Source organism: Salinisphaera sp. S4-8, assembly GCF_040361235.1.
Classification (GTDB): Bacteria; Pseudomonadota; Gammaproteobacteria; order Nevskiales; family Salinisphaeraceae; genus Salinisphaera.
Genome location: NZ_APNF01000005.1, coordinates 1 through 26,126, shown reverse-complemented (window position 1 = coordinate 26,126; position 26,126 = coordinate 1). Strand labels below are relative to the sequence as shown.

Annotated in this window: 17 protein-coding genes and 2 tRNA genes; 3 read left to right on the top strand and 16 right to left on the bottom strand. The window is 64.9% G+C overall.

What is annotated here, in order from left to right:
- Positions 1-12 precede the first annotated feature (12 nt).
- Positions 13-699, top strand: coding sequence for a 4'-phosphopantetheinyl transferase superfamily protein (locus S4A8_RS08685; protein WP_353219858.1), 687 nt, complete (start codon positions 13-15; stop codon positions 697-699).
- Here the strand turns inward: S4A8_RS08685 and S4A8_RS08680 are convergent.
- The 10 genes from S4A8_RS08680 to S4A8_RS08635 form a co-directional block, all read right to left on the bottom strand.
- On the bottom strand, positions 672-1,505 hold the full coding sequence (locus S4A8_RS08680) for an alpha/beta hydrolase family protein (RefSeq protein WP_353219857.1): 834 nt from the start codon (positions 1,503-1,505) through the stop codon (positions 672-674). The genes S4A8_RS08685 and S4A8_RS08680 overlap by 28 nt on opposite strands.
- Position 1,506: 1 nt before the next feature.
- Positions 1,507-2,292, bottom strand: coding sequence for a serine aminopeptidase domain-containing protein (locus tag S4A8_RS08675; protein ID WP_353219856.1), 786 nt, complete (start codon positions 2,290-2,292; stop codon positions 1,507-1,509).
- A 7-nt stretch (positions 2,293-2,299) separates the two neighbouring features.
- Positions 2,300-13,621, bottom strand: coding sequence for a non-ribosomal peptide synthetase/type I polyketide synthase (locus S4A8_RS08670; RefSeq protein WP_353219855.1), 11,322 nt, complete (start codon positions 13,619-13,621; stop codon positions 2,300-2,302).
- Between the two features lie 606 nt (positions 13,622-14,227).
- Positions 14,228-14,301: transfer RNA gene (locus S4A8_RS08665), tRNA-Cys, on the bottom strand.
- A 78-nt stretch (positions 14,302-14,379) separates the two neighbouring features.
- Positions 14,380-14,454, bottom strand: a tRNA-Gly gene (locus S4A8_RS08660).
- A gap of 187 nt (positions 14,455-14,641) precedes the next feature.
- Positions 14,642-15,193: a CDP-diacylglycerol--glycerol-3-phosphate 3-phosphatidyltransferase gene (gene pgsA, locus S4A8_RS08655; protein WP_353219854.1), complete on the bottom strand. Its 552-nt coding sequence runs from the start codon at positions 15,191-15,193 to the stop codon at positions 14,642-14,644.
- 42 nt (positions 15,194-15,235) lie between these two features.
- The gene (gene uvrC, locus S4A8_RS08650) at positions 15,236-17,095 is read right to left on the bottom strand and encodes an excinuclease ABC subunit UvrC (protein ID WP_353219853.1); all 1,860 of its coding nucleotides are present in this window, start codon (positions 17,093-17,095) and stop codon (positions 15,236-15,238) included.
- 25 nt (positions 17,096-17,120) lie between these two features.
- Positions 17,121-17,756 (bottom strand): uracil-DNA glycosylase, encoded by a 636-nt coding sequence (locus S4A8_RS08645; RefSeq protein ID WP_353219852.1) that lies wholly within the window; start codon positions 17,754-17,756, stop codon positions 17,121-17,123.
- Between the two features lie 121 nt (positions 17,757-17,877).
- Positions 17,878-18,360 carry a ribonuclease E activity regulator RraA gene (gene rraA / locus S4A8_RS08640; protein WP_353178257.1) on the bottom strand — a complete coding sequence of 161 codons (483 nt, stop codon included), beginning with the start codon at positions 18,358-18,360 and terminating at the stop codon, positions 17,878-17,880.
- A 251-nt stretch (positions 18,361-18,611) separates the two neighbouring features.
- Entirely contained in the window at positions 18,612-19,115 is a 504-nt protein-coding gene (locus S4A8_RS08635) for a disulfide bond formation protein B (protein ID WP_353219851.1), read from the bottom strand.
- 162 nt (positions 19,116-19,277) lie between these two features.
- Between S4A8_RS08635 and S4A8_RS08630 the strand changes: the two genes are divergently transcribed.
- On the top strand, positions 19,278-20,939 hold the full coding sequence (locus S4A8_RS08630; RefSeq protein WP_353219850.1) for a methyl-accepting chemotaxis protein: 1,662 nt from the start codon (positions 19,278-19,280) through the stop codon (positions 20,937-20,939).
- A 119-nt stretch (positions 20,940-21,058) separates the two neighbouring features.
- Here the strand turns inward: S4A8_RS08630 and S4A8_RS08625 are convergent, their stop codons facing one another.
- Positions 21,059-22,081 (bottom strand): DNA topoisomerase IB, encoded by a 1,023-nt coding sequence (locus tag S4A8_RS08625; RefSeq protein WP_353178252.1) that lies wholly within the window; start codon positions 22,079-22,081, stop codon positions 21,059-21,061.
- A 204-nt stretch (positions 22,082-22,285) separates the two neighbouring features.
- Between S4A8_RS08625 and mltF the strand changes: the two genes are divergently transcribed.
- Entirely contained in the window at positions 22,286-23,653 is a 1,368-nt protein-coding gene (gene mltF / locus S4A8_RS08620) for a membrane-bound lytic murein transglycosylase MltF (RefSeq protein WP_353178250.1), read from the top strand.
- Positions 23,654-23,691: 38 nt separating this feature from the next.
- On the opposite strand, the gene S4A8_RS08615 is transcribed toward mltF, so the two are convergent.
- The 5 genes from S4A8_RS08615 to S4A8_RS08595 form a co-directional block, all read right to left on the bottom strand.
- A complete protein-coding gene (locus S4A8_RS08615; protein ID WP_353219849.1) occupies positions 23,692-23,994 on the bottom strand; it encodes a hypothetical protein in 303 nt (100 codons plus the stop codon).
- A 9-nt stretch (positions 23,995-24,003) separates the two neighbouring features.
- The gene (locus S4A8_RS08610) at positions 24,004-24,336 is read right to left on the bottom strand and encodes an AzlD domain-containing protein (protein ID WP_353178247.1); all 333 of its coding nucleotides are present in this window, start codon (positions 24,334-24,336) and stop codon (positions 24,004-24,006) included.
- Complete coding sequence (locus tag S4A8_RS08605; protein ID WP_353178245.1) at positions 24,329-25,057, bottom strand: AzlC family ABC transporter permease; 729 nt, start codon at positions 25,055-25,057, stop codon at positions 24,329-24,331. The genes S4A8_RS08610 and S4A8_RS08605 overlap by 8 nt, the downstream gene beginning before the upstream one ends.
- Positions 25,058-25,148: 91 nt before the next feature.
- Entirely contained in the window at positions 25,149-25,535 is a 387-nt protein-coding gene (locus S4A8_RS08600; RefSeq protein WP_353178244.1) for a DoxX-like family protein, read from the bottom strand.
- Positions 25,528-25,971 carry a thiol-disulfide oxidoreductase DCC family protein gene (locus tag S4A8_RS08595; RefSeq protein ID WP_353178242.1) on the bottom strand — a complete coding sequence of 148 codons (444 nt, stop codon included), beginning with the start codon at positions 25,969-25,971 and terminating at the stop codon, positions 25,528-25,530. Before S4A8_RS08595 ends, S4A8_RS08600 begins: the two co-directional genes overlap by 8 nt.
- Positions 25,972-26,126 lie beyond the last annotated feature (155 nt).

Sequence of the window (26,126 nt, the reverse complement as noted above, 5' to 3'; positions counted from 1 at the left end):
CACCTGCCCTTCGTGGCCGATGCGCGCGACAATGCCTGCATGATCCGCGATTACGAACTCGAAGCGGCGATCGCTGCCCTGCTGCCGGCGTCCGTGGTGGTACGCGCCGGGCCGATCGGCGACGACGGCCCGCCCCTGCCCGCGATCGAGGCGGCGTTGATCACGCGCGCCCTGGCCGCGCGCCGGGCCGAATTCGCCAGTGGCCGCCAACTGGCGCGGGCGGCCCTGGCCGCCCTCGGGCGCCCGTTGGTAGCACTCGGCGCGACCCGCGATACAGGCCCGGCCTGGCCGGATGGCGTGGTCGGCAGCATTACCCACGCCGACGGCGTGGCGGCAGCCGTGGTTGCCGGACGGGACACGACGCTCGGCCTCGGCATCGATATCGAAGGACCGCGTGAACTCGCCCCACGCGCGTGGGAAAGCGTATTCACGCCCGGCGAACAACACATGTTGTCCGACGCACAGGCCGGCGCGCGATTGTTTTCGGCCAAGGAAGCCGCCTTCAAGTGTCTCGTTACACTCGGCCCGGCGCCCACCGATTTTCGTGATTTCGAATTGCAGGCAGTGGCCGACGGCTATCGCGTGTGTATGCCGCCCACCTGCGCGCCGCGCGCGGATGTCATCGTTCGCCGCCGCGTGCACGGTCGACGCGTGATCTGTGCCGCCTTTTCTCATGGGTCTGGACCGAAGCCCGCTTGAAGCCAGGCAATGACCGCCTCGATCAGGCGCATGCGCTCGGCGTTGCGCGAGAAGGTGTGATCGGCCGACGGCAGGAATCGTTCGCTCAGATGATCGCCGGTCTCTACATCCGCCAGCGCATTGCGCAGCTGCCCGGCATGGTTGTAATAGCTGTGGGTCGCGCCCGAATAGGCATAGAACAGCCGTACGTCACGCGCGATGAGCGTGGCCACCTCGCGGGCGAGCGTGTCGCGGTCGGGCATTTCGAAGAAGTCGACGCCTTCGATGACGGCATGATCGGCATCGGTCGCCGGGCCGAACTTGCGTTCGAACCAGTTCTGCCAGCGTCGCGGCGACACCAGCCGCTGGGTCACGTAGCGCCATTTGAAGCCGGCGGTGATCGCGGCATGGCCGTCGATCTGGATCATGCCGACGACGGCGTCGTTGGCCAGCGCCACGCGATGGGCATCGTCGGCGCCGCTGCACAGTCCGAACAGCACCACACCGCGACAGCCGGCCTGCTTCTCGAGCAGATCCGCCGCGCAGGCGCATTCAATCTGCAGTTCTTCAGCCCGGTCGGCAGCTAGCGGTCGTTGCGGCTTGCGGCTTTCGCCCATACCGGCATAGTCGAAACGCAGGCTTGCAAAACCGGCGTCCGCCAGTGCCCGCGCCACCGCGACCGACAAACCGCGCGGGCCCACGCGGTGCTCGAGCCCGGCGTTGAGAAACAACACACCCGGTCGCGGCCCAGCGACCGGCGTATCCGGTTCGCACAGAATTCCCACCAGATGCGATTCATGGCCGAAGACAAGCGGTGTTTCGTGCATATCAGCCCAGCACCCGATCCAGCATGGCATCCGTCGAGCGCGCCAGCGCCACGCGCCGGTATTGGGCACGGATATCGAACCAATCCATGTTTTCGGCCATTTCGAGTACTTGCCCGTTGCGCTCGGTCACGCTCTGTTCCAGTGGGCGCACGCGCTCGCCCTGGCTCAGGGCCAGCTGCCAGTCGTCGACCCGTTCGGCGGCATAGTCCATGAGATTGGCGCGTGCGAGGCCGTCGACCACGGCGTCGGGCCAGTGAAAACCCAGGTATTCGTCGGCGCCGCGTTCGGCGTGGTGATGTCGGCGCGGCCGATAGCGGTTCATGTTGCGGGTCTGGCTTTCATGCATATCGGCGATCGCGCGCAGATAGGCCTGACCGTCGACGACCGGGTCCCAGAACACCAGGCGGCGGCGTTCGCTGTCGCGAGCGCTCGCCGCAGCCGCGATCAACGCGCCCACGCGCACACCCAGAATACGGATATGCGACAGCGCCGTGGTTTCGCGCAGCCAGGCGATCGCCGTGCCGGTATTGGCGATCCATTCCTGCCAGCTGGCATCGTGCTGACGGCCGTGGCTGTCGCCGGTGCCACGATAATCGAACCGCAGCACATGGGCATTGCGCGCGGCGGCCGCCTGGGCGATCTGCCAGCAGGCACGATAGCTACGCATGTATTCGTAGCCGATCCCCTGGCAGATCAGCAGCGCGGTCTCCGGGGCACGACTGTCTGGCGCCGGCGGGTGATAGGCGCCGTAGAGCGCGTCCTGCGCACCGAAAAAGAACGGAACCATGGCCACCTCAGGACGACCGCGACAGGCCCAGTTTTGCCATCAGTCCGCTCCGGCGTTCGCTGCTGTCGCTGGCCTCGGCGGTCTGTGCCGGATTGTCCTCGGCCACGTCGCTAGCGGGCGGCGTGGTCGGCGCTTGCGGACTCTGCTCGGCCGCAACCTGCGCGGGCTGTCGGGGCGCCTGAAGGCGCATGGCGAGCTGGCCGAGGCTGTCGAGCATCATCGCGCGGACGGGAATTTCCACCGCATGCTGCTCGCGCGCGTTGGCCACCGCACGTACCGCGAGCAACGAATGCCCGCCCATGTCGATGAACGTATCTTCAGCACTCGGCGTGATCTCGTGGCCCAGCGCCTGCGCCCACAGTGCGGTGATTTCGCCCATGGCGGTGGCATCCACCGCGGGGCCGGCGTCATCCGCGCTGTCGTCTTTGAACGGATCGACGAGCGCCTTGCGGTCGATCTTGCCGTTGGCCAGGCGCGGCCAGCGATCCTGCGTCACGAACTGCTGAACGACCATGTACAGCGGCAGATGTTCACGCAGATAGCGCCTTAGCGCGGCAGGCGTGACGTCCTCGCGGCCGGCGGCCGGCTGCCACCAGGCCACCAGCTGATCGTCGCCCGCCCCGGCGCTACGTACGGCCACCACGGCCTGTTCAACCGCGGGATGCCGGGTGAGCACGGTTTCGATTTCGCCGAGTTCGATACGAAAACCGCGCAGCTTCACCTGGGTGTCGGCACGACCGATGAATTCGATCTGGCCATCGCTGCGCCAGCGACACATGTCGCCGGTGCGATAACGACGTGCGCCGGGCGCACCGTCCGGGTCGGCCACGAAGCGCTCGGCATTGAGTTCGGGCCGACCAAGATAGCCCGCCGTCACGCCGGCGCCGCCGATGAGCAGCTCGCCGACTTCACCAACCGGCAGCGGCCGATCCTGGGCGTCGACGATCTGTGCGCGCCAGCCCGCGATCGGCGCGCCGATGGTTTCGGGGCCGTCCGGGTAACGGTCGCCGGCGGTGGCAAACACGGTGGTTTCGGTCGGGCCATAGCATTCGAGCACGCGCGTGACGCCGGGTTGCGCGGCCAGCCGGGCCACCAGATCCCGTCGTAGCGGCTCGCCCGCGGACACCACGGTTCGTACCGATGTCGGCAACTCCACATGGCGCAACAGTTCCGACAGCGCCGAGGGCACGCCGCCGACGATCGTGGGCGCGGTCTCAAGCGGGGAGACCAGCGCCAGCAGGTCGTCTACCAGCACCACGGTCTTGCCCCGAGATAACGGCACGAACAGCTCGAATACCGATACATCGAAACAGATCGAGGTGGACAGCAGCATGCGCTCGATTTCGTCGTCGGCAAGCGCCTGCTTGGCCCATGCCAGCAACGCCATGACGTTTCGATGGCGTACCGACACGCCCTTCGGCCGGCCGGTGGAACCCGAGGTATAAATGACATAGGCCTCGCGCTCGCCATCAACGCCCACATCCGGCACCGCGCCCTGCCCGGCCATCGCCGTGGCCAGCGTCAATGTTGGCGTGTCGCCGAGCGGCCGCTGGGCGTCGTCGATCAACGTCAGCGCTACACCGCTGTCTTCGGCAGTAAAGACGAGCCGCTCCAACGGATAGGCCGGATCCATGGGCAGATAGGCCGCCCCGGCCTTGAGAATGCCGATCATCGCGGCGATCAGTTCCGGCGTACGCGCCACACACAGGCCGACACGGCTACCCACGCCCACACCGCGCTCGGCCAGACTGGCCGCGATACGATCCGACGCGGCCTCGAGGCGGGCATAGTCCCAGTCGCCCGTGGCATGGGCTACGGCAATGGACTGCGGCGTGGCCGCTGCAGCGCGACGCAAGGCCACGACCAGATCGATATCGGGATCGAGTGCCAGCGGCGCCGGGTTGAAGGCCTTACCCGGGTCGTCGCGCTGCACAGCGCGCAACGGCAAGTCATCGATTGCGATATCGATGTTCTCGGCGACCGCCGCCAGCACCTGTTCGTAGTCGTTCAGCCAGCCGGTGATCATGTCGGCATCGAACAGCGCGGTGGCATAGTCGCAGTCGATCCACCAGCCGTCGGCGCCGATTTCCAGATCGAAATGCAGGTCGAACTGGCTCGCCGTCTTGGGCGGCTCGTCGGTCGCACTTTGCAGACCCGGCAGCGCGGGCGGACCATCATCCGGCGCGCAATTGAACATGATTTCCGCCAGCGGCAGACGCGACGGATCGCGCGGTCCGGCCACCTCGCGCACGATCTGGCCATAGGTCGCACCGGCATGGTCGCTGGCGGCACCAATCATGCGTCGGGCACTGGCCAGCAGATCGGCAAACGATGCATCCGGGGACGCGCTCACGCGCACCGGCAGCGTTTGTACGCAATGACCGAACAGCTCGGTTTCGCCTTCCAGCACCTGGCCGGCCACCGGCATCGCCACCACCACGTCGCGCTGGCCGGACAGACGCATGACCAGGGCCGCGAACGCCGCGAAGGTCAACGCATAGCGCGTGGTCGAGCGGGCCGTGGCCGCCGCGGTAATACGCTCCGCCAGCGCCTGCGGCAGCTGGTGGCGCAGGGTATGGCCGGCGGCCTGACGCTGGGCCGGGCGCGCGCCGCGCGTGGGTAGCGTCAATTCGGGCGGTGCGCTGGCATACAATTCGCGCCACCATGCCAGATCGGGGCCGGCATCACGGGCCAGCTGCCGGGCGACATGCTGCGAAAACGGCACCGGCGCCGGCAGCGCGGCGGGCTCACCGCTGAGATTGGCCGCATACAGCGCGGCCAGATCGCGGAAAAACAGCATCGTCGACCAGCCATCGCAGACCAGGTGATGCATGAGCACGCCGACCGCATAGCGTGTATCGGCAATACGGTGCACGCTCACCGCGAACAAGGCCGTCGCGGCATCGGTGATATCCAGAATGTCCTGGCTCATCGCCTCGATCGCGGCATCGGCTTCGGCCTGCGGCTGGGCGCTATCGCGATGATCGACCCATTCCAGGCGCACGAGGCGCGCATCGGCCGCGCGGTGCTGGGTTTCGCCGTCGGCAGAAAACCGCAGCGCCAACGCCTCGTGCCGGGCCGCCGCCGCTTCGACCGCAGCCGCGAACGCTGGCTCGTCGAGTGGGCCGTCCAGGCGCAGGCGTGAAACCTGGTTGTAGGCCGGCGCGACGTCCGGATCGACCTGCTGGGCGAGCCAGATTTCGCGCTGGGCCTCGATCAAGGGCATGGACTCGCCCACCGCAAGGCCCATTGCCGACGCGGTATCGGCTGTGGGTACGGCGTCGGCGTGTGCAGCCGGCTCGCCCGGCAAGGCCCCCGCCTGCACCAGCGCATCGATACCAGCGAGAATCGTTCGTTCGACGGTGTCGATCTCCTGTGCGCCATGGGCGATCGAGAAGAAGCAATTCTGGGCCGGGTCGCGTACATAGACGCCGTGGGCGATCAGCCAGGGCGCCAATAGCGCGGCCAGCGGCTGATCCGGCGGCGTGTCGAAACGGAACCACGACGAGAAATAGCGGATGCGCAGCGGCACGCCGCGTTCTTCCATCGCGCGGTTGATACGCCCGGCAAACGCGGCCGTGGCGGCCTCCAGCGCCCGTTGCGAAGCGCCCGCATCGTTCTCGATCCATTCGAGTACGACATCCGCGGCGGCAATGGCCAGCGGATGGCGGACATGGGTGCCGGCAAAGAAGGTCATGGGCGATTCGGGTACGGAATCGTCGTCGAAACGCCAGTGCCCGCCGTCGATCGCATCCAGCCAGCGTGTGCCGCCGGCCAGCGCGCCGATCGGCAGACCGCCGCCCAGGATCTTGCCGTAGGTGCACATGTCGGCACCGATATGCCAGCGCTGGTTGATGCCACCCGGCGCACAACGAAAACCCGTGATCATCTCGTCGAGAATCAGTGCCGCGCCGGCTTGGGCAGTGATATCGCGCAGCTGGCGAACGAAGGCCTCGGGCTGACGATCGGGATGCCGGCTCTGAACCGGTTCGACCAGTACGGCCGCGATGCGATGGGCCTGCTCGCGCACGATCGCCAGCGAATCCGGCGAGTCGTAGTCGAGCACGATGACGTCATCGACACCGTGGGGCGCCAGTCCCGGCGCGCCGGGCCGGGTCGAAAGCTCGCCATCGGCCACATAGGCGCGGCCGAGCACTTCATCGAAAGTGCCGTGATAATCGCCGCTGAAATAGACGATGGTATTGCGCCCGGTGACGGTGCGTGCACAGCGCAGCGCAGCCATGACCGCTTCCGAACCGGTGGTGGTGAACGTCGCACGTTCGTGACCGGTCAACCGGCACAACCGTTCGGCCACACGCGCGGCGGCCTGCACCTGCGGGCCAAGTTCCATACCGCGATCGAGCTGCGCATGTACGGCATTGCGCACGAACTCGGGGCCGTGGCCCAGAAAGGCCACGCCGAGGCTCATGGTCAGATCGATATAGTCGTTGCCATCGATATCGGTCAGCCGTGCACCGTGGCTGGTCTGCATGGCGATCTGATAGCTCAAGCCCTTCCAGTCGCGATGAAAACCCACCACATGGCGCGGATCGGCCAGGTATTGGCGCCCGCTTTCGGCCAGCGCACGGGATTGCGGCGTACGTTCGGTCAACTGTGCAGTCAGCCGGTCGATAAAGGCTCGCTGCTGGGCGTTGAGCGTTGTATGGGCAGCGCCCGCCAACGGTTTGTACGGCCCGAACCGGCCGCCGGTCTGGATCTGCCCGCCCTGGGCGCGGCCATTCAATGCAACCCGGCTGGCAGTGCCTGCGCTTGCAGCCGGCGCCGCGGCTGGCGCGGGCGAAGACGTCGTGTGCGACGTCGGCCCCTGGGGCGCAGGCGCCGGGGGCGGCGTGCCGGGCGATGGCGCCGGCGCGCTGGCCAGCAGCGCCAGCTGTTGCTGCATCAGCGCGAGCTGTTGTTCGACGATGCGATGCGTTTCGCTGCTCGCGGGCGCGTAACCCGCCGCTGGCGGCGGCGCGGGCGTATAAGCAGACGCGGTCGGCGCAGGCTGTTGTGGCGGCGGCGTGGCGCCAGCCTGGGTCTGCGGGGACTGGGCCTGCGGGGACTGGGCCTGCGGGGCCTGGGGTGCAGGCGCAGCCTGGGGCGCGGGTGCGGCCGGCTCGGGCGCCGGCGCTGGCATCTCGTTGTCCAGGTGGGCGGCGAGCGCGTCGATGGTTTCGGTGCGTTCGAGCAGATCGCGAAAACGCACGCTCACACCGAAGCTGCGCGAAATCTCGGCGGCGACCTGAGTCAACAGCATCGAATCCATACCCAGCGCGGCGAAGCTGCGTTGGGCCACATCGTCGACGATGTCGATACCGGTCAGGTCGTGAAAGATCGTGCGCAGGCGCTCGCGCAGCTCGGGCACGCGATCGGGTTGGGACATGACGGGCTCGCTGGGCATGGCGGCCGGCGCCGGCGTCGGGCCGGCCTCGGCGGTTGTCGGCGCATCGGTGCGCCGAGGGGGATCGATCCAGTAACGTTTACGCTCGAAGGGATAGGTCGGCAGATGTAGGCGCTGGCGCGGTGCTTCGTCACAGCCGAACACCGCGTGCCAGTCCGGCGTCACACCGGCCTGCCAGAGCGCGCCCAGCGCGTTGAGCATGGCCACATCGGCGGGCGTGTCGTCGCGCGGGCCGGGCTGACTGGCGATCGTGACCGGCGGCGCATCGCCGGCGTCCTGCTGGCTGATCGCGGTACTCAGCTGGCCGCCCGGGCCGCATTCGAGAAATACCGGGCGCATGCTCTGCTGCACGGTTTCGATGGCCGCGGCGAACTGGACGGCGTTGCGCATCTGGCGCGACCAATAGTCCGGCGCCTGCATGGCATCGTTTTCCAGCAACGCGCCGGTGAGCGTCGACACGATCGGCCGCTGGGCCGGCGCGCGGGTGATGGCCTTGACTGCCTGTTCCAGCGGCGCCATGGCATCAGCCATCGCCCGGCTGTGAAAGGCATGCGAGGTCGCCAGGCGTGTCGTACGGATATCGGCGTTCTGCAGCCGTGTGGCCAGCGCGTCGATGGCGCCGTGTTCGCCGGACACGACACACAGCTGGGGCGCGTTGACAGCGCTGATTTCCGCTGTTTCGTCGAGATACGGCTCGACCTGCGACACGCCGGCATGAACGGCCAGCATGGCGCCCGGCGGCTGATCAGCCATGAGTCGTGCGCGCGTGGCGATCAGCGTACAGGCATCTGCCTCGCTGAATACACCGGCCAGTACGGCCGCCGCGAACTCGCCCACGCTGTGGCCGACGAGCATTTCCGCCTCGATACCCCAGGCATGCCATTGGTAGGCCAGCGCCAGTTCCAGCACGAAGATCGCCGGTTGGGTAATCGCCGTATCGGCGAGCTTGTCGGCCGCGCTGTCCTGCTCGCCGCCCTCGGGCAGGATCAGACGGCGAATATCCAGGCCAAGCGGTGCTTCGAGATAGCCCGCCAGGCGGTCGACCGTATCCTGAAAAACGCCGGGTACGGCGTAGAGCGCACGGCCCATGCCCGGATATTGCGCCCCCTGGCCGGGGAATACCGCCACCACCGGCGGCGCATCGGCAACCAAAGCGGGCTGATTCGCAGCCCGGCGGCTCGCGCGCCTGAGCGCCTCGGCCGCCTGTTCGGGATCGCTGGCCACCACCGACAAGCGATAACTCATCTCGGCTCGGCCGACCGCGAGCGTCCAGGCCACGTCCGCCAGCACGGCCTGGGGATGCGCAATCAGCCAGTCGGCCAGCGCATTGCAGCGCGCGGCCAACGCGGTCGGCGTCTTCGCCGACAGCACCAGCAGCTGGGCGGCACGCGGTGGCGGATGGCTGGGCGCACGTTCCGGCGCCTCGGTCACGATGACATGCGCGTTGGTGCCGCCCACCCCGAACGACGACACCCCGGCAATGCGCGGGCGTTCGGGTTCGGATGGCCAGGGCGTGAGCTTGTCGACCACCTTGAACGGCGTCGAGGCGAAATCGATACGCGGGTTGGGCCGTGTGTAGTGCAACGTGGCTGGCAACTGGCCGTCGCGCAGCGCATGGATAACCTTCACCATGCCAGCCACGCCCGCAGCCGAATCCAGATGGCCGACATTGGGTTTGACCGCGCCCAGCCAGACCGGCGTGCCGGTGGCCGCACCGCTGCGCCAGGCCATTGCCAGGCCTTCGACCTCGATCGGATCACCCAGCGGGGTACCGGTGCCGTGGGTTTCGATATAACCGATATCGTCGGGGGAAACGCCCGCGGCCTGCTGGGCACGCCGAATCACCGCCGCCTGACCGGCCGGACTGGGGGCGGTGAAGCTCATCTTGGCGGCGCCGTCGTTATTGATGGCGCTGCCCCGGATCACCGCCAGTATCTCGTCACCATCGGCGAGCGCATCGTCGTAGCATTTGAGCACGAACGCGCCCAGACCGCTGGAAAACACCGTCCCGCAGGCGCGTTCGTCGAAACTGCGTACGCGTCCGTCCTGCGAGGCCATGCCGCCTTCCTGGGCGAAATAGCCCTGCTCCTGCGGCAGCCCGATGGAAACGCCGCCGGCGAGCGCGACCCGCGATTCGCCGGTGAGCAGACTCATGCAGGCCTGGTGCACGGCGACCAGACCGGTCGAACAGGCCGTCTGGACGTTGATCGCCGGCCCGGTCAGGCCGAATTTGTAGGCCGTGCGCGTGGGCAGGTAGTCCTTGTCGTTGGACACCATCGCGGTAAAACTTTCCACGCCGCGAATACGGATCTGATCCTCGATCGCCGCGCGGTCGTGGAGGATGTTATAGAGCAGATACGGTTCCAGATAGCCGGCGCCGGCGAATACGCCGACATCGGCACCGCTACGCGCGGGGTCCACCCCGGCCTGTTCGAGCGCGGCCCAGGCCACTTCCAGCCAGAGCCGCTGTTGTGGATCGATGAGCGCGGCCTCGCGGGGGGTGATACCGAAAAACGGGGCATCGAAATATTCGATATCGTCGAGCACCCCGCGTGCAGCCACGAATGCCGGATGGGCCATGAGGCGGTCGATATCCGGCTCGTGCGGGCGTAGGGCCTCGGCATCGAAACGGGTGATGGATTCGATCCCGGCCACCAGGTTGGCCCAGAACGTATCGGTATCGCGCGCGCCGGGGAAACGGCCAGCCATGCCAATGATGGCGATGCGTCGATCGCGTGCCAATGCCCCGTCGCTGCGGCGACCAGGCTGTGCGGTGGCGTTCAACTCGGCACGGCCGCGGGTCAGGCGTTCGGCCAGCTTGCGAATGGTGGCGTACTGGAACAATTCCGCGATCGAAGGAGCTTCGCCGAATTTCTCCGCGATCTGCCCGCGAGCGACCACCAGCGACAGCGAATCGCCACCGATGTCGAAGAAGCTGTCGTCGATGCCGGGATTCGTTGCGCCAGCGACATCCCGCCAGATGGCGGCAATCGTCTTCTCCGCCTCGTTACGCGGCGCGATATAGCTGCGCGCGCTTGCCGTTTCGCTCACCGGTTCCGGGATCGGCAGACTGCGCCGGTCCACCTTGCCGTTCGCGGTCAGCGGGAAGTGCTCCATCGGCATATAGACGTTCGGGCACATCACCGATGGCAGGCGCGCACTGACATGCGCACGCAGCGCGTCTTCATCGAAAGTGGTGTTCAAACGCACATAGGCGACCAGTCGCGGCGGCTGGTCGCCGACCAGACGCACTACGGCCTGTTCGACGCTGGCATGGGCGGTCAGCGCGGTTTCGATTTCGCCCGGCTCGATTCGGTGGCCGCGGATCTTGATCTGATCGTCACGCCGGCCCAGACATTTAAGCCGGCCGTTGCCGTGGGCATCTACCTGCCAACGGGCGAGATCGCCGGTGCGATAGGTCGACTCCGGCTCGACACCGTAGCCCGGCGTCCAGTCGATGAAAGCGGCCGCAGTGCGCTCGGCATCGTTGAGATAGCCCGCTGCGACACCCGTGCCGCCGATATAGAGTTCGCCGACGACCCCCGGTGCGACGATGGAGCCGTCCGGTGCGACCACATGGCAATGGGTGTTGGCGATCGGCGTGCCGATACCGATATCCCGGCTATCGACGATACGTTCGCAGGTCGACCACACCGTGGTTTCGGTCGGCCCGTACATATTCCACAGCGCGAAGCCCGGCGCGGCGCAGCTGAGCAGATCGCGCGCCAGCGCCGCGTCCAGCGGCTCGCCACCAATCATGGCCGTGAAGCCTGCCGGCGGTGTCCATTCGGCCAGGCGCAGCAGCCGCCAGGTCGAGGGCGTGGCCTGGAGCCGGTTGATGCCGTGGGTTTCGATCAGGCGGGCCAGACGCAGGCCGTCGAAGACGTCCGGATCCTCGGCGATGATCACCCGCGCGCCCACCAGCAGCGGCCCGAACAGTTCGAGTACCGCGATATCGAACGACAACGTGGTCACGGCCAGCAGGCAATCCTCCCGGCCGATGCCCGGCTCGTCGATCATCGACTGCAGGAAGTTCATGACATTGGCATGCGTAAGGACCACGCCCTTCGGCAACCCGCTGGAGCCGGAGGTGAAAATCACATAGGCGGTGTCATCCGGAGCGACCGCCGCGGGCGCTACGGCATCGGTTGCGGTGCTGTCGTCGTAGTCGGCATCGAGTTCGATGATGGCCGGCGTGTTCTCCGGCAGCGCGGCGGCGACCGAGCGCTGGGTGATCACACAAACCGGCTGGGCGACATCGAACACACGCGCGAGCCGCGAGCCCGGATGGGTGGGGTCGCAGGGCACATATCCCGCCCCCAGACGCTGCACCGCCAGCGCCGCGATAATCATGAATTCGGATCGTGGCAGGAAGATGGCCACATGATCGTGGGCACGCACGCCATGCGCGGCCAGACGCGCAGCCAGTGTATCGATAGCCGTATCGAGCGCGGCATAGCTGAGCTCGCGTGTTTCGCAGACCACCGCGATGGCATCGGGCTGGCGCCGCGCCTGGGCGGCAACCGCTTCGTCGATGCGCCCGTACTCGGGCGCCGGTGTGGGCCGCGGCTGCCATTGCTCGATCAGGCGTTGCCGATCGAGCGCGGCCAACCAGTCGAGCGAGTGCAGCGGGGCATCGCCACCCTGCTCGCTCGCGGACTCGGCCAGCCGTAGCAACCGGTCGACGAGCAGATCGGCGCTGGCCGCCTCGAAACGTTGGGGGTCATAGCTCAACTCCAGCTTGAGCTCATCGCCGCCGTAGGCAAACAGGGTCAAGGGATAGCCGGTATGGCCACGCAGGTCGAAATGCCAGTCGTGGCCGCGCTTGCAGTCGGCCAGTGCGGCATCGATGCTCAGGTGATCGTAGATGACGATCGAATTAAGCAGGCCGCTGCCCGTGCCCGAGGCACGCTGGATACCCAGCAGGCCCAGATGCTGATGCGGATGGGTACGCCGCTGGTCCTGGCGTCGTTCGCGCAGGAAGGCACGCAGCGACATGTCCGGGTCCACGGCCGCGCGCGAGGGCGTGGTATTGATGAACAACGCAGCCACGCGTTCGGCATCGCGCAGACCGCCCAGGCGGCCCGACCGCGTCACCCCGAAGATGAGATCGGTCGCGCCGGTATGCCGCCACAGCAGCATGGCCCAGAGTCCTTCCACCAGCGCCGACCAGCCAATCCCACGTTCGTTGACCAGCGTACGCAATTTGGCCGTGCTCTCGGCGTCCAGATGACGGATGGTGCGCGCCGAGCGCGGTACGGCAGTAAAATCGGGGGCCCGGTCGCGGTAAAGCGCGCTCAGCAGTGGCGCGCTGGGCACGTCGCGCAGATAGTCGCGCCAGAATTGCCGATCCGGCTCGGCATCGCGGTTGGCGTGCCAGTCGAACAGTGCCTGCGGCGATGGCGGCACGGCCAGCGCCGGCGGCTCATCGCCCTGGCAGAAGGCATCGTAATACTGGAAGAACTCGTTGAAGGTGAGTACCGAGCCGCGCCCATCCATGAGCACATGATGAAACGACCAGAGCAGACACCATTCGTCGTCGCCCAGATCGAGCCCGGTGAAACGAAACAGCGGCGGGGTCGACAGATCGATCGGGGTCTGGAAATCCGCCTCGATGAAGGCATCGATCTGCGCGGGCGACCAATCGCGCGCGTCATGCCATCGCACCCGTAATTGAACATGATCTTGCACGATACGACGTGCCGTGCCATCAGCCTGCCCGCAATAGCGCGTGCGCAGCCCTTCATGGCGTTCGGTCAGGGCACGCCAGGCCCGTTCAAAGGCTTGCGGCTGGAAGCGTTCGGTAAAACGAACAACGAACTGTTCGACATTGATGGGCGAATCCGGTGCGGCAATGGCCTGCAGAATCATGCCCTGCTGGGTCGGGGTGGGTACGGATTCGGCGATATCGCGGGGCGTACTCATGGACGGTAGGCCGCCCGTGCCGCCGTCGCCGGGCGCCGCTCATATGCGAGCAGCGCGTCGTATGCACCGTACTTAATGGTCATGCCCCCGTTCTCCCATAGCCCGGCACGGGTGTGTCACCGGCCGATATGCACAATTGCAGGTATCACGCAGCTTTGCCTAAAGGCTATCGACTCCAATACCCAAGACTGAAGCCCTGATCGACACCTGAAAGGCACGATATCCGCCAAGATCCGGCGCTGGGCACAGCGCTTTCGTCGGTTTCGACACAAACGAGAATAATACGGGATCGGGTCAATGCCGCGTATGAACAATTCAGCCCCCGCCCGCGGCCCTTCGACTCGCGCAATACGAGCGAATAAAGGCGCGCAGGCGTAGCGTCATCCGCCCCGGGCAGCGCGTTAATCAGGGGTTGGCAACGCCAACGCCACCCGCACCCGATGCCGGCGCCGGGTTATCGTTGACGACCGGTGGCCGCGCCGGGCAGTGCGAAAGCAGACCGCGCTCTTGCCGCGTATTGGTGCCAAGCAAACGCCGGGCACAAAAAAGCCCGTCAATACGGGCCGATCAAGACTTGCTGGGGGAATTGGGTGGGCGACAACGAGATGGAGGCCAGGCCCGGAATCGAACCGAGGTACGCGGCTTTGCAGGCCGCTGCATCACCACTCTGCCACCTGGCCGGTCGCATACATCCGAAAACCCGGATGCTGATAAAGAAAAACCTCGACCGGCGGGCCGAGGTTTCGGCAATGTCTATTTGGAGCGGGAAACGAGATTCGAACTCGCGACCCCAACCTTGGCAAGGTTGTGCTCTACCACTGAGCTATTCCCGCGCCGTTGAGAGTGCGTATTCTAGGCGTAAACGATCGGGTGTCAACCCTTATCGACAAACGATTTTCTGTCGACCTGATGGTGGCCCGAATCGCCGCTGTTGCAAAGGCCCGCCCAGCCGCGTCACGAAGCGATTTTGCGTTGCATATGTCACGACCGCGAGCCGCGTCGATTTAAAGCGTTGGCTGGTTAGCGTTCCATGCTCAAACGCGGCCAGGCCTGGCGCAGATAGACCACCATCGACCAGAGCGTGAGCGCGGCCGCAATCACGAGCAGCACGACGCCGAACAGATAGATCCCGCTGCGCTGGACCAGATCGAAAAGCATGCAGAAGATGGCCGCCATCTGGATCGCCGTCTTGTACTTGCCCAGCGACCCGACTGCCACCACGCCGCGCTCGCCGAGCTCGGCCATCCATTCGCGCAACGCCGAAACGGTAAGCTCGCGGCCGACGATGATCGTGGCCGATAGCGCGATGTAATAGTGCGGATCGCGATAGACGAGCATGACCAGCACCGCGCACACGATGAGCTTGTCGGCCACCGGGTCGAGAAACGCGCCGAAGGCGGAGGTCTGATTCCAGCGCCTTGCCAGATGGCCATCCAGCCAGTCGGTGGCCAGCGCGATGCCGAACAGGATCGCAGCGACAATATTGGCCGTGGGCAGTGGCACGAACATCAGTCCCACCACGAACGGAATGAGGATCAGGCGAAACAGGGTCAGCCAGATGGGCAGGTTCAAGCGGGTCTCCTCGCCGGCCGTGTCGCTGTATCAACCGCGACGTCAGGCCGTATTGTGGAAATAATCGTAGATTCGTTGTGCCATGGTCGCACTGATGCCTTCCACCCGTGCAAGCTCGGATACGCCGGCACGGGCCACCTGCTTGGGCCCACCGAAGGTCTGCAACAGCTTCTTGCGCCGCTTGGGCCCCAGCCCGTCGACGCCGTCGAGCATCGATCCCTGCCGCGCCTTGCCGCGCTGGCCGCGGTGCCCGGCAATGGCAAAGCGATGCGCTTCGTCGCGAATCTGCTGGATCAGATGCAGACCCGGTGAGTCTGCCGGCAGTATAAGAGGCGATTTCGCGCCCGGCAAAAAGATCTGCTCGAGGCCCGGCTTGCGGGTCGAACCTTTGGCCACGCCGATGACGTTCACCCCCGTCACCTCGAGTTCCGCAAGGGCCTCCACCGCCACGGCGAGCTGGCCCTTGCCACCATCGATGAGCAACAGGTCGGGCATGTTGTCCTCGCCGTTCTTGACGCGCTTGAAACGCCGGGTCAGCGCCTGGCGCATGGCAGCATAATCGTCGCCGGGTTCGATACCGTCGATATTGAAACGCCGATACTTGGATTTGTTGGCCACGCCCGCTTCGAATACCACACAGGAGGCGACAGTGCGTTCGCCGCGCGTGTGGCTGATATCGAAACAGGCCATATGCATGGGCGGCGCATCGAGACGCAGCCCCTGAGCGAGCGATGACAGCCGTTTTTCCACACCGGCACGGCTGGCCAGCTGGGCGGACAGGGTCTGGGCAAGCGTGGCCCGCGTATTGTCGAGCCAGCGTTTGCGCTCGGCACGTACGCTCGTTTTGAAGGCCACCTTGCGTTGGGCCCGACGGGCCAGGCTTTCGGCCAGCCATTTGTCGTCGGTCGGGAGTGGGTCGACGAGCAATTCCGGCGGTGGGCGTCGCTCAAGGTAATACTGGCTCATGAACGCGGCGGCCAGATCGGCGACATCGGTGCCGGCAGGCGCATGCGGAAAGAAACTGCGATGGCCCAGATTAATGCCGCCGCGCACGGTCACCACCACCACCGCGCCAACACCACCGTCGATCGCGGCACACAGAATGTCGAAGTCGCCCTGGCCGCCGACCTTCTGACTTTGCGATTGCAGCCGCCGCAGGGCGGCGATCTTTTCACGCAGGCGCGCGGCGGTTTCGAAGTCCAGCGCCTTGGCGGCGGCTTCCATTTCGCCCACGAGCCGGTCGATGAGTTTTTCGTTGCGCCCTTCCAGCAGCTCTACCGCGTCGTGCACGTCGCGGGCGTAGTCATCCTTGCTGATATAGCCCACACACGGCGCGGTACAGCGTTTAATCTGATATTGCAGACAGGGTCGCGAACGGTTCTCGAAAAAACTGTCACGGCAGTTGCGCAGCTTGAACAGTCGCATGAGCGTGTCCTGGGTCTGCTTGACCGCGCCCGAACTGGGAAACGGGCCGAAATAATGGCCCTTACGCTTCTGCGCGCCGCGATGATAGACCACGCGGGGATAGTCGTTATCGCCCGTGATCATCAGATAGGGATAGCTTTTGTCGTCGCGCAGATAGACGTTATAGCGCGGCCGATGCTTCTTGATGAGCGTGGACTCGAGCAGCAGCGCTTCGTCTTCGGTATGCGTGATCGTGACCTGTATATCGGCGACCTGATCGAGCATCGCCTCGGTCTTGGCATTGCCCGACGCCCGTAGAAAATAGCTCGACACCCGTTTTTTCAGGTTCTTCGCCTTGCCGACATAGAGCACGTCGCCCTTGATGTCGTACATGCGATAGACACCGGGCGCCTGGGTCAGCTGGCGCAGATAACTACGCGGGTCGAAACCGGTATCGGTCGTCGCCGTACTTTGTTGTTCGGTCGTATCGTCGCTCATCTCATCATCATGGCGGCGCAGTGTTTTAAGGCAAGGTCGATCGCTCGATACAGGCGCGGGCACGGGCGAAGATATCCGCAAACATGGCCTCGGTCAGGCGCTTCGTGTTCAGGTTATAGCGGCTGCAATGATAGGAATCGAGCAGCACGCGAGAGCCGCCGAGCCCATGTTCGCGCCCGTGCGCGAAGACGAACGCGCGCTGGCGTGCCCCCAGCGCACGCACGATCGCCTTGTGGGCGACCACGCTGAGCGCAAGCACTACCCGCGCTGTGGCCAGTTCGCTGGCCAGAAATGGATTACAGGCATTCACCTCGGCGGCCACCGGCTTGTTCTGCGGCGGCAGACATTTGACCACATTGGTAATACGACAGTCCTGGAGCACAAGCCCATCGCCCGGCCCCGTCGACACCGGCTGGTTGGCAAAGCCGTGCGCGTGCAGCGCGCGATAGATCAACGCCCCGGACCCATCGCCGCTAAAGGGTCGGCCGCTGGCGTTGGCACCGTGTAACGCTGGCGCGAGGCCGACCACAAGCAGCCGTGCCGTGGCCGGGCCAAACGCACGAACGGGTGCCGCATGGTAATGCGGAAACGCCGCGCGTACCTGTTCACGCAGTGCGACCAGTCTCGGGCAGCGGCCACAGTCGACCGGCGGGTCGATCATTTCCTAATGCCAGTTCCAGGATGAGAAATAATTCGTACGCGACTGATTTTACAAACCAAAGTGCCCCGCCGCATACGCGCCGGGGCACTAACGCCGCTTACCTGCAGCGGGCGGGTTGAACTCAGGACAGCGACAGTTCCGAGGCACTCACGACCACGCCATCAAGATCGGCATAAATCCAGTCGCCCGGCATGAACGATACGCCGGCAAAACGCACCGGCACATCGCGCTCGCCCTGATTCTTCTTGTTGGATTTCTTCGGATGGGTGTTGAGCGCCTTGACGGCCACGCCCATCTGCGAGATGTCGGCCGAATCGCGGATGCAGCCATAGACCAGAATGCCGGCCCAGTCGTTATCGATAGCCAGCTGGGCGAGATTGTCGCCGAGCAGCGCACAGCGATCCGAGGCGCCGCCATCGACCACCAGGACACGGCCTTCGCCAGGCTCTTCCAGCGCGGCGCGTACCAGCGAGTTGTCCTCGAAGCACTTTACGGTGCTGATCGGGCCGGCAAAATCGAGCGTGCCGCCGAAGTCGGTGAAAATCGGTTCGGCGATCTGCAGCTTGTCGCTGAATTCGTCGCAGAGATCGGTTACAGGCGTCATACGAGGTCCTCTTTACGAAAAAATGGCTGGAAAGTGAGTCGCGATCAAGGCAGCGCTTGCTTATGTATGAAACTCAGTTGGCTGGACCAAGGCAAGCGCGTTGTCCGCAAACACACGCGAATTAATGCAGAAGCCCGATCGCTCGAACGCCGGGTGGTCTCATGTTCACGCGGCATGCCGAAGTTTGTACATGATTTTCAACAGGCTGCTGCCGCGAGGCCGGCATGCAGCAGGCCCCTGCGTGCGCCACCTCAAAGACGCGGACGCGGGCGCGCGCCAAAACCGAGGACGCCGGCGAGCGCGCCGAAGGCGAGCAGCACGAAATACACGCCCGTCCAGGCCGGCAGACTGACACCCAGAAACGCACCCTTGACCTCGGCACAGCTGGCATCGCCGCGCAATACCGTGGCCAGCACCTCGGTCAACGGCATGATATCAATCAGATAATCCAGCCCGGGGCCACAGGCCGGCACCTGATCGGGCGGCAGATTCATCAGCCAGACGTGGCGGGCGGCAATACCGGCGCCTGCCAGCGCTGAAAGCCCGGCCAACGCCGCGTAGACCCGGTGAGCCACGCCGTGCGCGCCGTGCGCCCAACCGATCAGACAGAAAAGCGCGACACCGGCCATCGCGACACGCTGAAAGATACACAGCGGACACGGATCCAGCCCCTGGAAATATTGCAGGTAATAGGCGAACACCAGGCCGCCCGCAGCGGCCAGAAAACCGGCGAGGAAATAGATACGCGTGCTCATGCGGCGATGATTTCATACCCCCCGGCCGGCCGCAATTGCCGTTGTGGGCCGCACACGCGGGCCCAAACGCCAATCAGGCAAGCTCAAGCGCGGTGGCGCCCGGCCGATAGCCCATCGGATCGTGCATCGGGTCGGCGATCCACGCCACACAAGGGGATAACAATGCTCAAGCGCCTCAATCAGATCAATGTCAAATATGCGATCGCGTTCATAACGGTCGCGGTCGCGATGTTTGCGGTGGTGGTCGTCGATCTCATGCTCGTACATACGCTCAAGGAGCGCATGCGCGAATTCGGCGGGCCATTTCTGAATTCGACCGCCGCCGTGCTCAATGCCGACCGCGATCTGTATCAGGCCCATGTGGCCACGCTCGAGTACATGCGTCTGGACCCGGCCAGCCCCCTTGGCCAGCAACAACTGGCCATCTTCGAGGAAAACGCCGAGCAGGCGAATACGCGGCTCCAGAAGTTCGTCAATGACCTTGCCGCCTACCCGGAAGTCGTCGCTTCGGTCAACGATTTCGGCGCGCTCTACGAGCGTTGGCTGAAGACGTCCAACGAGGTGCTGGAACGGCGCAGTAACGGCGACTACGCGGGCGCGCTGGCCCTGATCGACGGGCAGCTCGAACACCAGTTTGCCGAATTGCGCGAAGTCTACGACCGCGCCAGCATCGCTGCAGAGGACAAGATCCATGCCCTGGAGACAGCCGCGCTCTCCCGCGCCACCATGCAGGAGTATGCGGTGATCGGCTTTGCCGTGGTCATCGGCCTGCTGACACTCGTAGTGGCACTGGTCGGGCCGCTGATGATGTCGCGCGCGATCAAGGCCGTCACGCAGCGTATCAAGGAAATCACCGAAGGCGACGGCGATCTGACTGCACGTATCGATACCCGGCGCACCGATGAGTTGGGCGATCTCGCCGTCAACTTCAACGCCTTCATCGGCCGTATGGACGGCACGCTGCAAAGCGTACGCAGCTCTACGCAGAGCGTGCACGGCGCCGCCAACGAGATCGCCCAGGGCAGCCAGGCCCTGGCCAGCCGTACCGAACAGTCCGCGGCGAGTCTCGAGCAGACGTCGGCGTCCATGGAGGAAATCACCGCCACGGTGGGCAATACCGCCGAAGCCGCCGACCAGGCCAGCGAATTGACCCATTCCACCGTCGACGCGGCACACGAAGGTCAGCGCGCCATGCGCGAGATGGCCACCACGATGGAAGACATCGCCCAATCCGCCGGCGAAATCAGCGCGGTGACCACGCTGATGGACGGCATCGCTTTCCAGACCAATCTGCTGGCCTTGAACGCCTCGGTCGAGGCCGCACGCGCCGGCGAGCACGGCCGCGGTTTCTCGGTAGTGGCCCAGGAGGTCCGCAATCTGGCCAGTCGGGCGGCGGATGCGTCGCGCCAGATCCGCGCACTCAGCGATACCTCCGTAACCCATACCGAGTCCGGCACGCGGCTGGTGCGTGAAACCGGCGAAACCATGCAGGACATTGTCAGCCGTATCGAACGGGTGACCGAAGTCGTCGGCCAGATCCGCAACGGCGCCCGCGAACAAAGCCAGGGTGTCAGTCAGATCAACGTCGCGGTCACGGAACTCGACAGCGCAACCCAGCACAATGCGGCCATGGTGGAGCAAACCAGTGCAGCAGCGCTGCATATGCGCGAACAGGCGGATCAGCTCCAGGCGCTGCTGGCCTCGTTCCGCTTGAGTTCGGATATCCAGTCGCCCGCGGCCAGCGAGCCGGAACTCACAGGGTCTGTCGAGCGCCACGCGACAACCTGCCCGTCCGGGCACAGGGCAAGTCAGGCCGCCGCGTAGCCCAGAGCGCGGTCAGGCGGGACGAACACAGCGGGCCCAGCCGGCTGTGTTGCGCACTGTCGAACGAAGAACGCCGGCCCATGTCCGGCGTTCTTTTTTGATGTGGGTAGTCGACAAGCTCAAGCTGTCGCCGACGCGCGCCGCACCCGGCTTTCGAGCATTTTCATCACCGCCCGTTCTTCCGGACCGGTGAGATCGCCCTCTTCCAGCTCGGCCTCGATGAGCGCGCGGAAATGGCTGAGCGTGCGGCCATCCAGATAGGTTTCGATCACCCGTGGGTCGATATAACTCGAGCGCGCGATGCTCGGCGTATTGCCCAGACGCTTGGCGACCCGCTCAACCGCGTCACGCACATTCTTCTCGCTGATCTTTTCATCGTCGCCGGGACCGATTTCATCGAGCGCCAGCGCGGCAAGCGACGTGCCCGCCCAGGTACGAAAATCCTTGGCGCTGTACTGTTCGCCCATCACCTCGTGGATGTAGTCGTTCAGATCGGCGCTGTCGACATACACCTTCTCGCCGCTGTCGTCGTAGTACTTGAAGATCTCGTAGCCGGGTTGTTCATCCAGTTCGGCCACGATTCGAGCCAGGCGTTCGTCCTCCACCACCCGATGCTGGCGCTGCCCGCTCTTGCCGTCGTAGTCGAAGATCAGCTCGTCGCCGTCGATGGTCAGATGTTTCGAGCGCATGGTCGTCAGCCCGTACGACGCGTTTTCGCGCGCGTAGCTTTCGCTGCCGGGCCGAAAATAGGCGCTGTCGATCAGACGCACCATGCAGGCGAGTACTTTTTCCCGATTCATGCCTGGCTGCGCCAGATGTTGGCCGGTGGCCCGACGCATCGTCGACAGTTGCTCGGCAAACGCCAGAATCCGGTCGAATTTGGCCTGATCGCGGCGCTCGCGCCATGCGTCATTGTAGATGTACTGCTTGCGCCCGGCTGCGTCGCGCCCGGTCGCATGCACGCGCGCTTTTTCATCCAGGCTGATTTCCACGCTCTGCCAGGCCGGCGGCACGGCCAGCGATTCGATCCAGCGACGCCGGCGTTTATCGCGCAGCGTTCGGCCATTGGCATAGCGATAGGTAAAGCCCTTGCCGCAGCGATGCCGGGTCACGAGGTCGGGGCTATTGTTCTGCGGGCTCATCGCGTACCGGTCGAAAGTGTCGTGCCAAGCGTTATATGTCCACGCTTACGCCGGGCATTGCCCGAACGATGCGCATGCACGGTGCATAGCATTGGCCAAACGACCGCGCAAAGGCTATCCGGGTTTATTCGTAACGCTGTGTCGCGCCCGGTCTTCGCGCGGGTTGTTGTTAGGCTGTGGCTTGTACTTGTCACGGGGGACTGCATGAATCGCGTCGTTACGCTTGCCGTATGTCTGGCGGCTATCTGGCTGTTATCGGCCTGTTCCGAACATGCAGGCGACAATGCCGACGCCGGTCGGCTCGATCGCATCCGTGAGCACGGCGTGCTACGTGTGGTCACCCGTAATGCGCCCACCAGCTATTACCTGAACCGCCACAAACAAGCCGCCGGCCCGGAATACGCGCTCACCTCAGCATTCGCAGCGCATCTGGGGGTGAAAGTCGAATACACGGTCAAGGATTCCATTCATAGCGTGCTCGATACGCTTGCCCGCGGCAAGGCTGACCTGGCGGCGGCGGGGCTGAGCATCACCCCGGCACGGCGCGAGCGGTTTCGTTTTACGCACGCCTACCAGACCGTGCGCCCGCAGGTGGTCTGCAATGGCCAAAGTGCGCGCCCCCGGGACATCCCGCAACTGGCGAACGTTTCGCTCACGGTCATTGCCGACAGCAGCTATGCCGAACGCCTGAGCGAGCTCAAGCAATCCCACCCCGAGCTGCACTGGAAGGAAAACACGCGGGTGGGCACCGAACAGCTGCTCTATCGCGTATGGAAAAACGAACTCGACTGCACCGTGGCCGACTCCAACATCGTGGATATCAACCGCCGCTACTATCCACAGCTTCAGGTGATGTTCGACCTGCGCGAGTCCGACGCATTGGCCTGGGCCGTGCCACGCCACGCCAACGCCCTGGCGCAAACCGCCAGCGACTGGCTGAAAAGCGCCGCCGGGCAACAGGCGCGAACTGCGATGAAGAACCGGTACTACACCTATTTGCCGGAATTCGACTTCGTCGACCGGCGCGCGCTGGTCGAGCGTATCGATACGCGTCTGCCGCGCTACGACCGTCTGTTCGAGCGCGCGGGCGAACGCCATGCCCTGCCGCCGCTGCTGCTCGCCGCCCAGGCCTATCAGGAATCGAAATGGGACCCGCGGGCAAAAAGCCCCACGGGCGTACGCGGCTTGATGATGCTGACTGGGCGCACCGCCAGGGCGATGGACGTGGACAATCGGCTCGACCCGGCTCAAAGCATCGCCGGCGGTGCGCGCTATCTGGCGCGTATGCGCGAACGTATCGACGCGGCTGTGCCCTCGCCCGATCGCCTGCTTATGGCCCTGGCGGCCTACAACATCGGGCTTGCCCATTTACGCGATGCCCAACGTCTGGCCGAACGGCTGGGCAAAGATTCGCATCGCTGGCGCGATCTCAAGCAGGTACTGCCGCTACTGGCGGACAAGCGCTACTACCCGTCGTTGAAATACGGTTATGCACGCGGCCACGAACCGGTGCGCTATATCCACCGCATTCGCGACTACGAGGACGTCATTCGGCGCCACGTCGACCCGTGAACGCACGTCGCGGGCGCCCGACGCCGGCGGCAGGTCAATCAATCGTTGCTGCGCTGTTTGAGCCACTTCAGCGCGCCCGCCGGCATACCGCGAAACTTGGGATGGCCCGCCAGCGGTGCAGCCATCAGCGCCTGGGGTGCCGTAAGATCACGCACCGCGTGATACACCTCGGAACGCGTCATCGACGAATACACGATATACAGATCGTCGCGCAGGCACAGCGCATCAAAGTTTGCCTGTAGCGCCTGTGAATCGGCGGCTTCGGCCAAGACGAGATAAAAGCGCGGGCTATCGGTGTCGTTCATCGCAGGACTTGGCTTCATTGACGGGCAGGCGCTCATAGGCCGCTATCAAAGCGTGCTGCGCACGGCTTCCAGCGCCCAGAGTACGAGCATGCCTGCCGCGATGGTGTAGAAGATATTACGCGTGCGCCAGGCCACGATCGCCGCCGCAATGCCCGCGAACAGGCGCAGATTGTTCACCGACAACGCTACATGCCCTTCTTCGACCACCACCGCCGGCACAATGATCGCCGCCAGCACGGCCGCCGGTACGAACCGCAGCGCGTTTTGCACCGTAGCCGGCATGGTCAGCGAATCCGCCAGTGCGATGAACGACCAGCGCAGCACGAACGTCAGCACACCGACGCAGATGACCGTGATCCAGACGCTGGCATCAGTCATCGTCGACCGCCCGCGCGCTCGTGAACGCTGCCACCACCACACCGGTCGCGATGCCGGCCACCGCGCCCAGTATCAGCCCCAGATTCCAGGCCAGCCCGTGCCCGGCCACAGCCACCACACCGCCCACAATCGCCGCGGCCACACTTGCCCGGTCGCGAATCGCGGGCACGATCATCGCCATGAACACCAACGGAATCGCGAACTCCAGATGCCAGGCATCCGGCAGCCGCGCACCGGCGAGCGCGCCCACGATGGTGCCAATCTGCCAACAGCTCCATAACGGCAGGGCCACGCCGAGATAGAACGCAATTCGCTGCGACAGCCGGTCGCGCTCGGCAAAACCGTAGATGCCGAATACATACGGCTGGTCGGTCAGAAAATAGCTCACCAGCGCGCGCGTACCCGCGCCGGCACCACGAAAATACGGCGCAATCGACGCGCTATACATCATGAAGCGCAGATTGATGAACAAGACCGTAACGAGAATGATCAGCAACGGCGCGCCGTCGTAAAGCAACTGTAGCGTGGCCAACTGTGCAGCCCCGGCAAACACGAACACCGACAAGGCACTCGCCACCCACGGCGACAGGCCCAGACGCACCGCGACCATGCCCGCGATCAACGCAAACGGCACGATACCGATCAGCACCGGCAGCACGGTTTGTGCCCCGGCCGCAAAATCCCGACGCAGGAGCTGCTTGTAAGTTATTTCGCTTTGCAAACCTCGCCCCCGACCGAAAGACCGCGATGATGCCGTAGGAACATGTTGCGGCGAAAGCGCGCCTGCACTTCGCGCATGCGGTAGCGGGTGTTCAGCCAGCCGCCAATGCGCGATGGCTGGTCTGTATCACCGCGCACAGCGCGAGCGCGGCGATATTGATGGTCACCGGATTGAATGCGGCGACCAGTGTGGCCGGCGCAAACAGGGCAGCATCCGCCAACAGCAAGATCAACAAAGCGGCAGCGATATAAACCGGCACGAGCGCGCTGCGCAGCAACGCGACCGACAAACCAATCAAAATCTCGACACTACCCGCCAGCCCCGCGAACACGGCCGCCGATATCGGAATGTGATGGCCGGCAACCCACGCCGTTTCCATCGGATCGAGCCAGAGCAGCTTGGGCACCAGGCCGTGATAGATGAACACGAATGCCAACGCATAGCGTGCATAGCGCTTGATGCGCGCCAGCTCAGCCATTCGCGTCGAGAAAGCGCCCCGCATGATCCGGACTGGGCAAAACGCAGGCATCGTAACGCCCGAAAATCTTGTACCGGTTGCGCGCGATGCGATCGTAAACGAAATCGCGCACACCCCGCGGGCATACGCGCAGCACGGCAAACAGTCGCCACGCCCCGCCCAGTTGTACGACGACCCGCAAAAACGCGTCCGAGCGTTCATAGGCGTTGCGACCCTCGACGTACAGCATCGTGTCGAAACGATCGGTCGGTAGACCGAAATGAGCCAGAATCGCCTGCCCTTCGGCAGACTGCACCGAGGCCAGCTTGAAACGCCGCTGTGTGTCGTATTTCAGGATGAACCGACACCAGGCATTACACAGCCGGCAGACGCCGTCGAACAGAATCACGCGGTCGTCGGTCTGGATATAGGGCGGTAGCGAGTGCGTGCGGACCATGCGGTTGATCGTACGCGAGCCGATACGCGATTTCGATGGCCTGCTTGGCACGCACGTCGTGCGCTCCACGACACGCGCTCGGCCTGAGCGAACTAGATGTGTAAACCCACCAGGTTGTTCACGTCCAAGCGGAGTCGGCTAATGGGTGTTTTGTA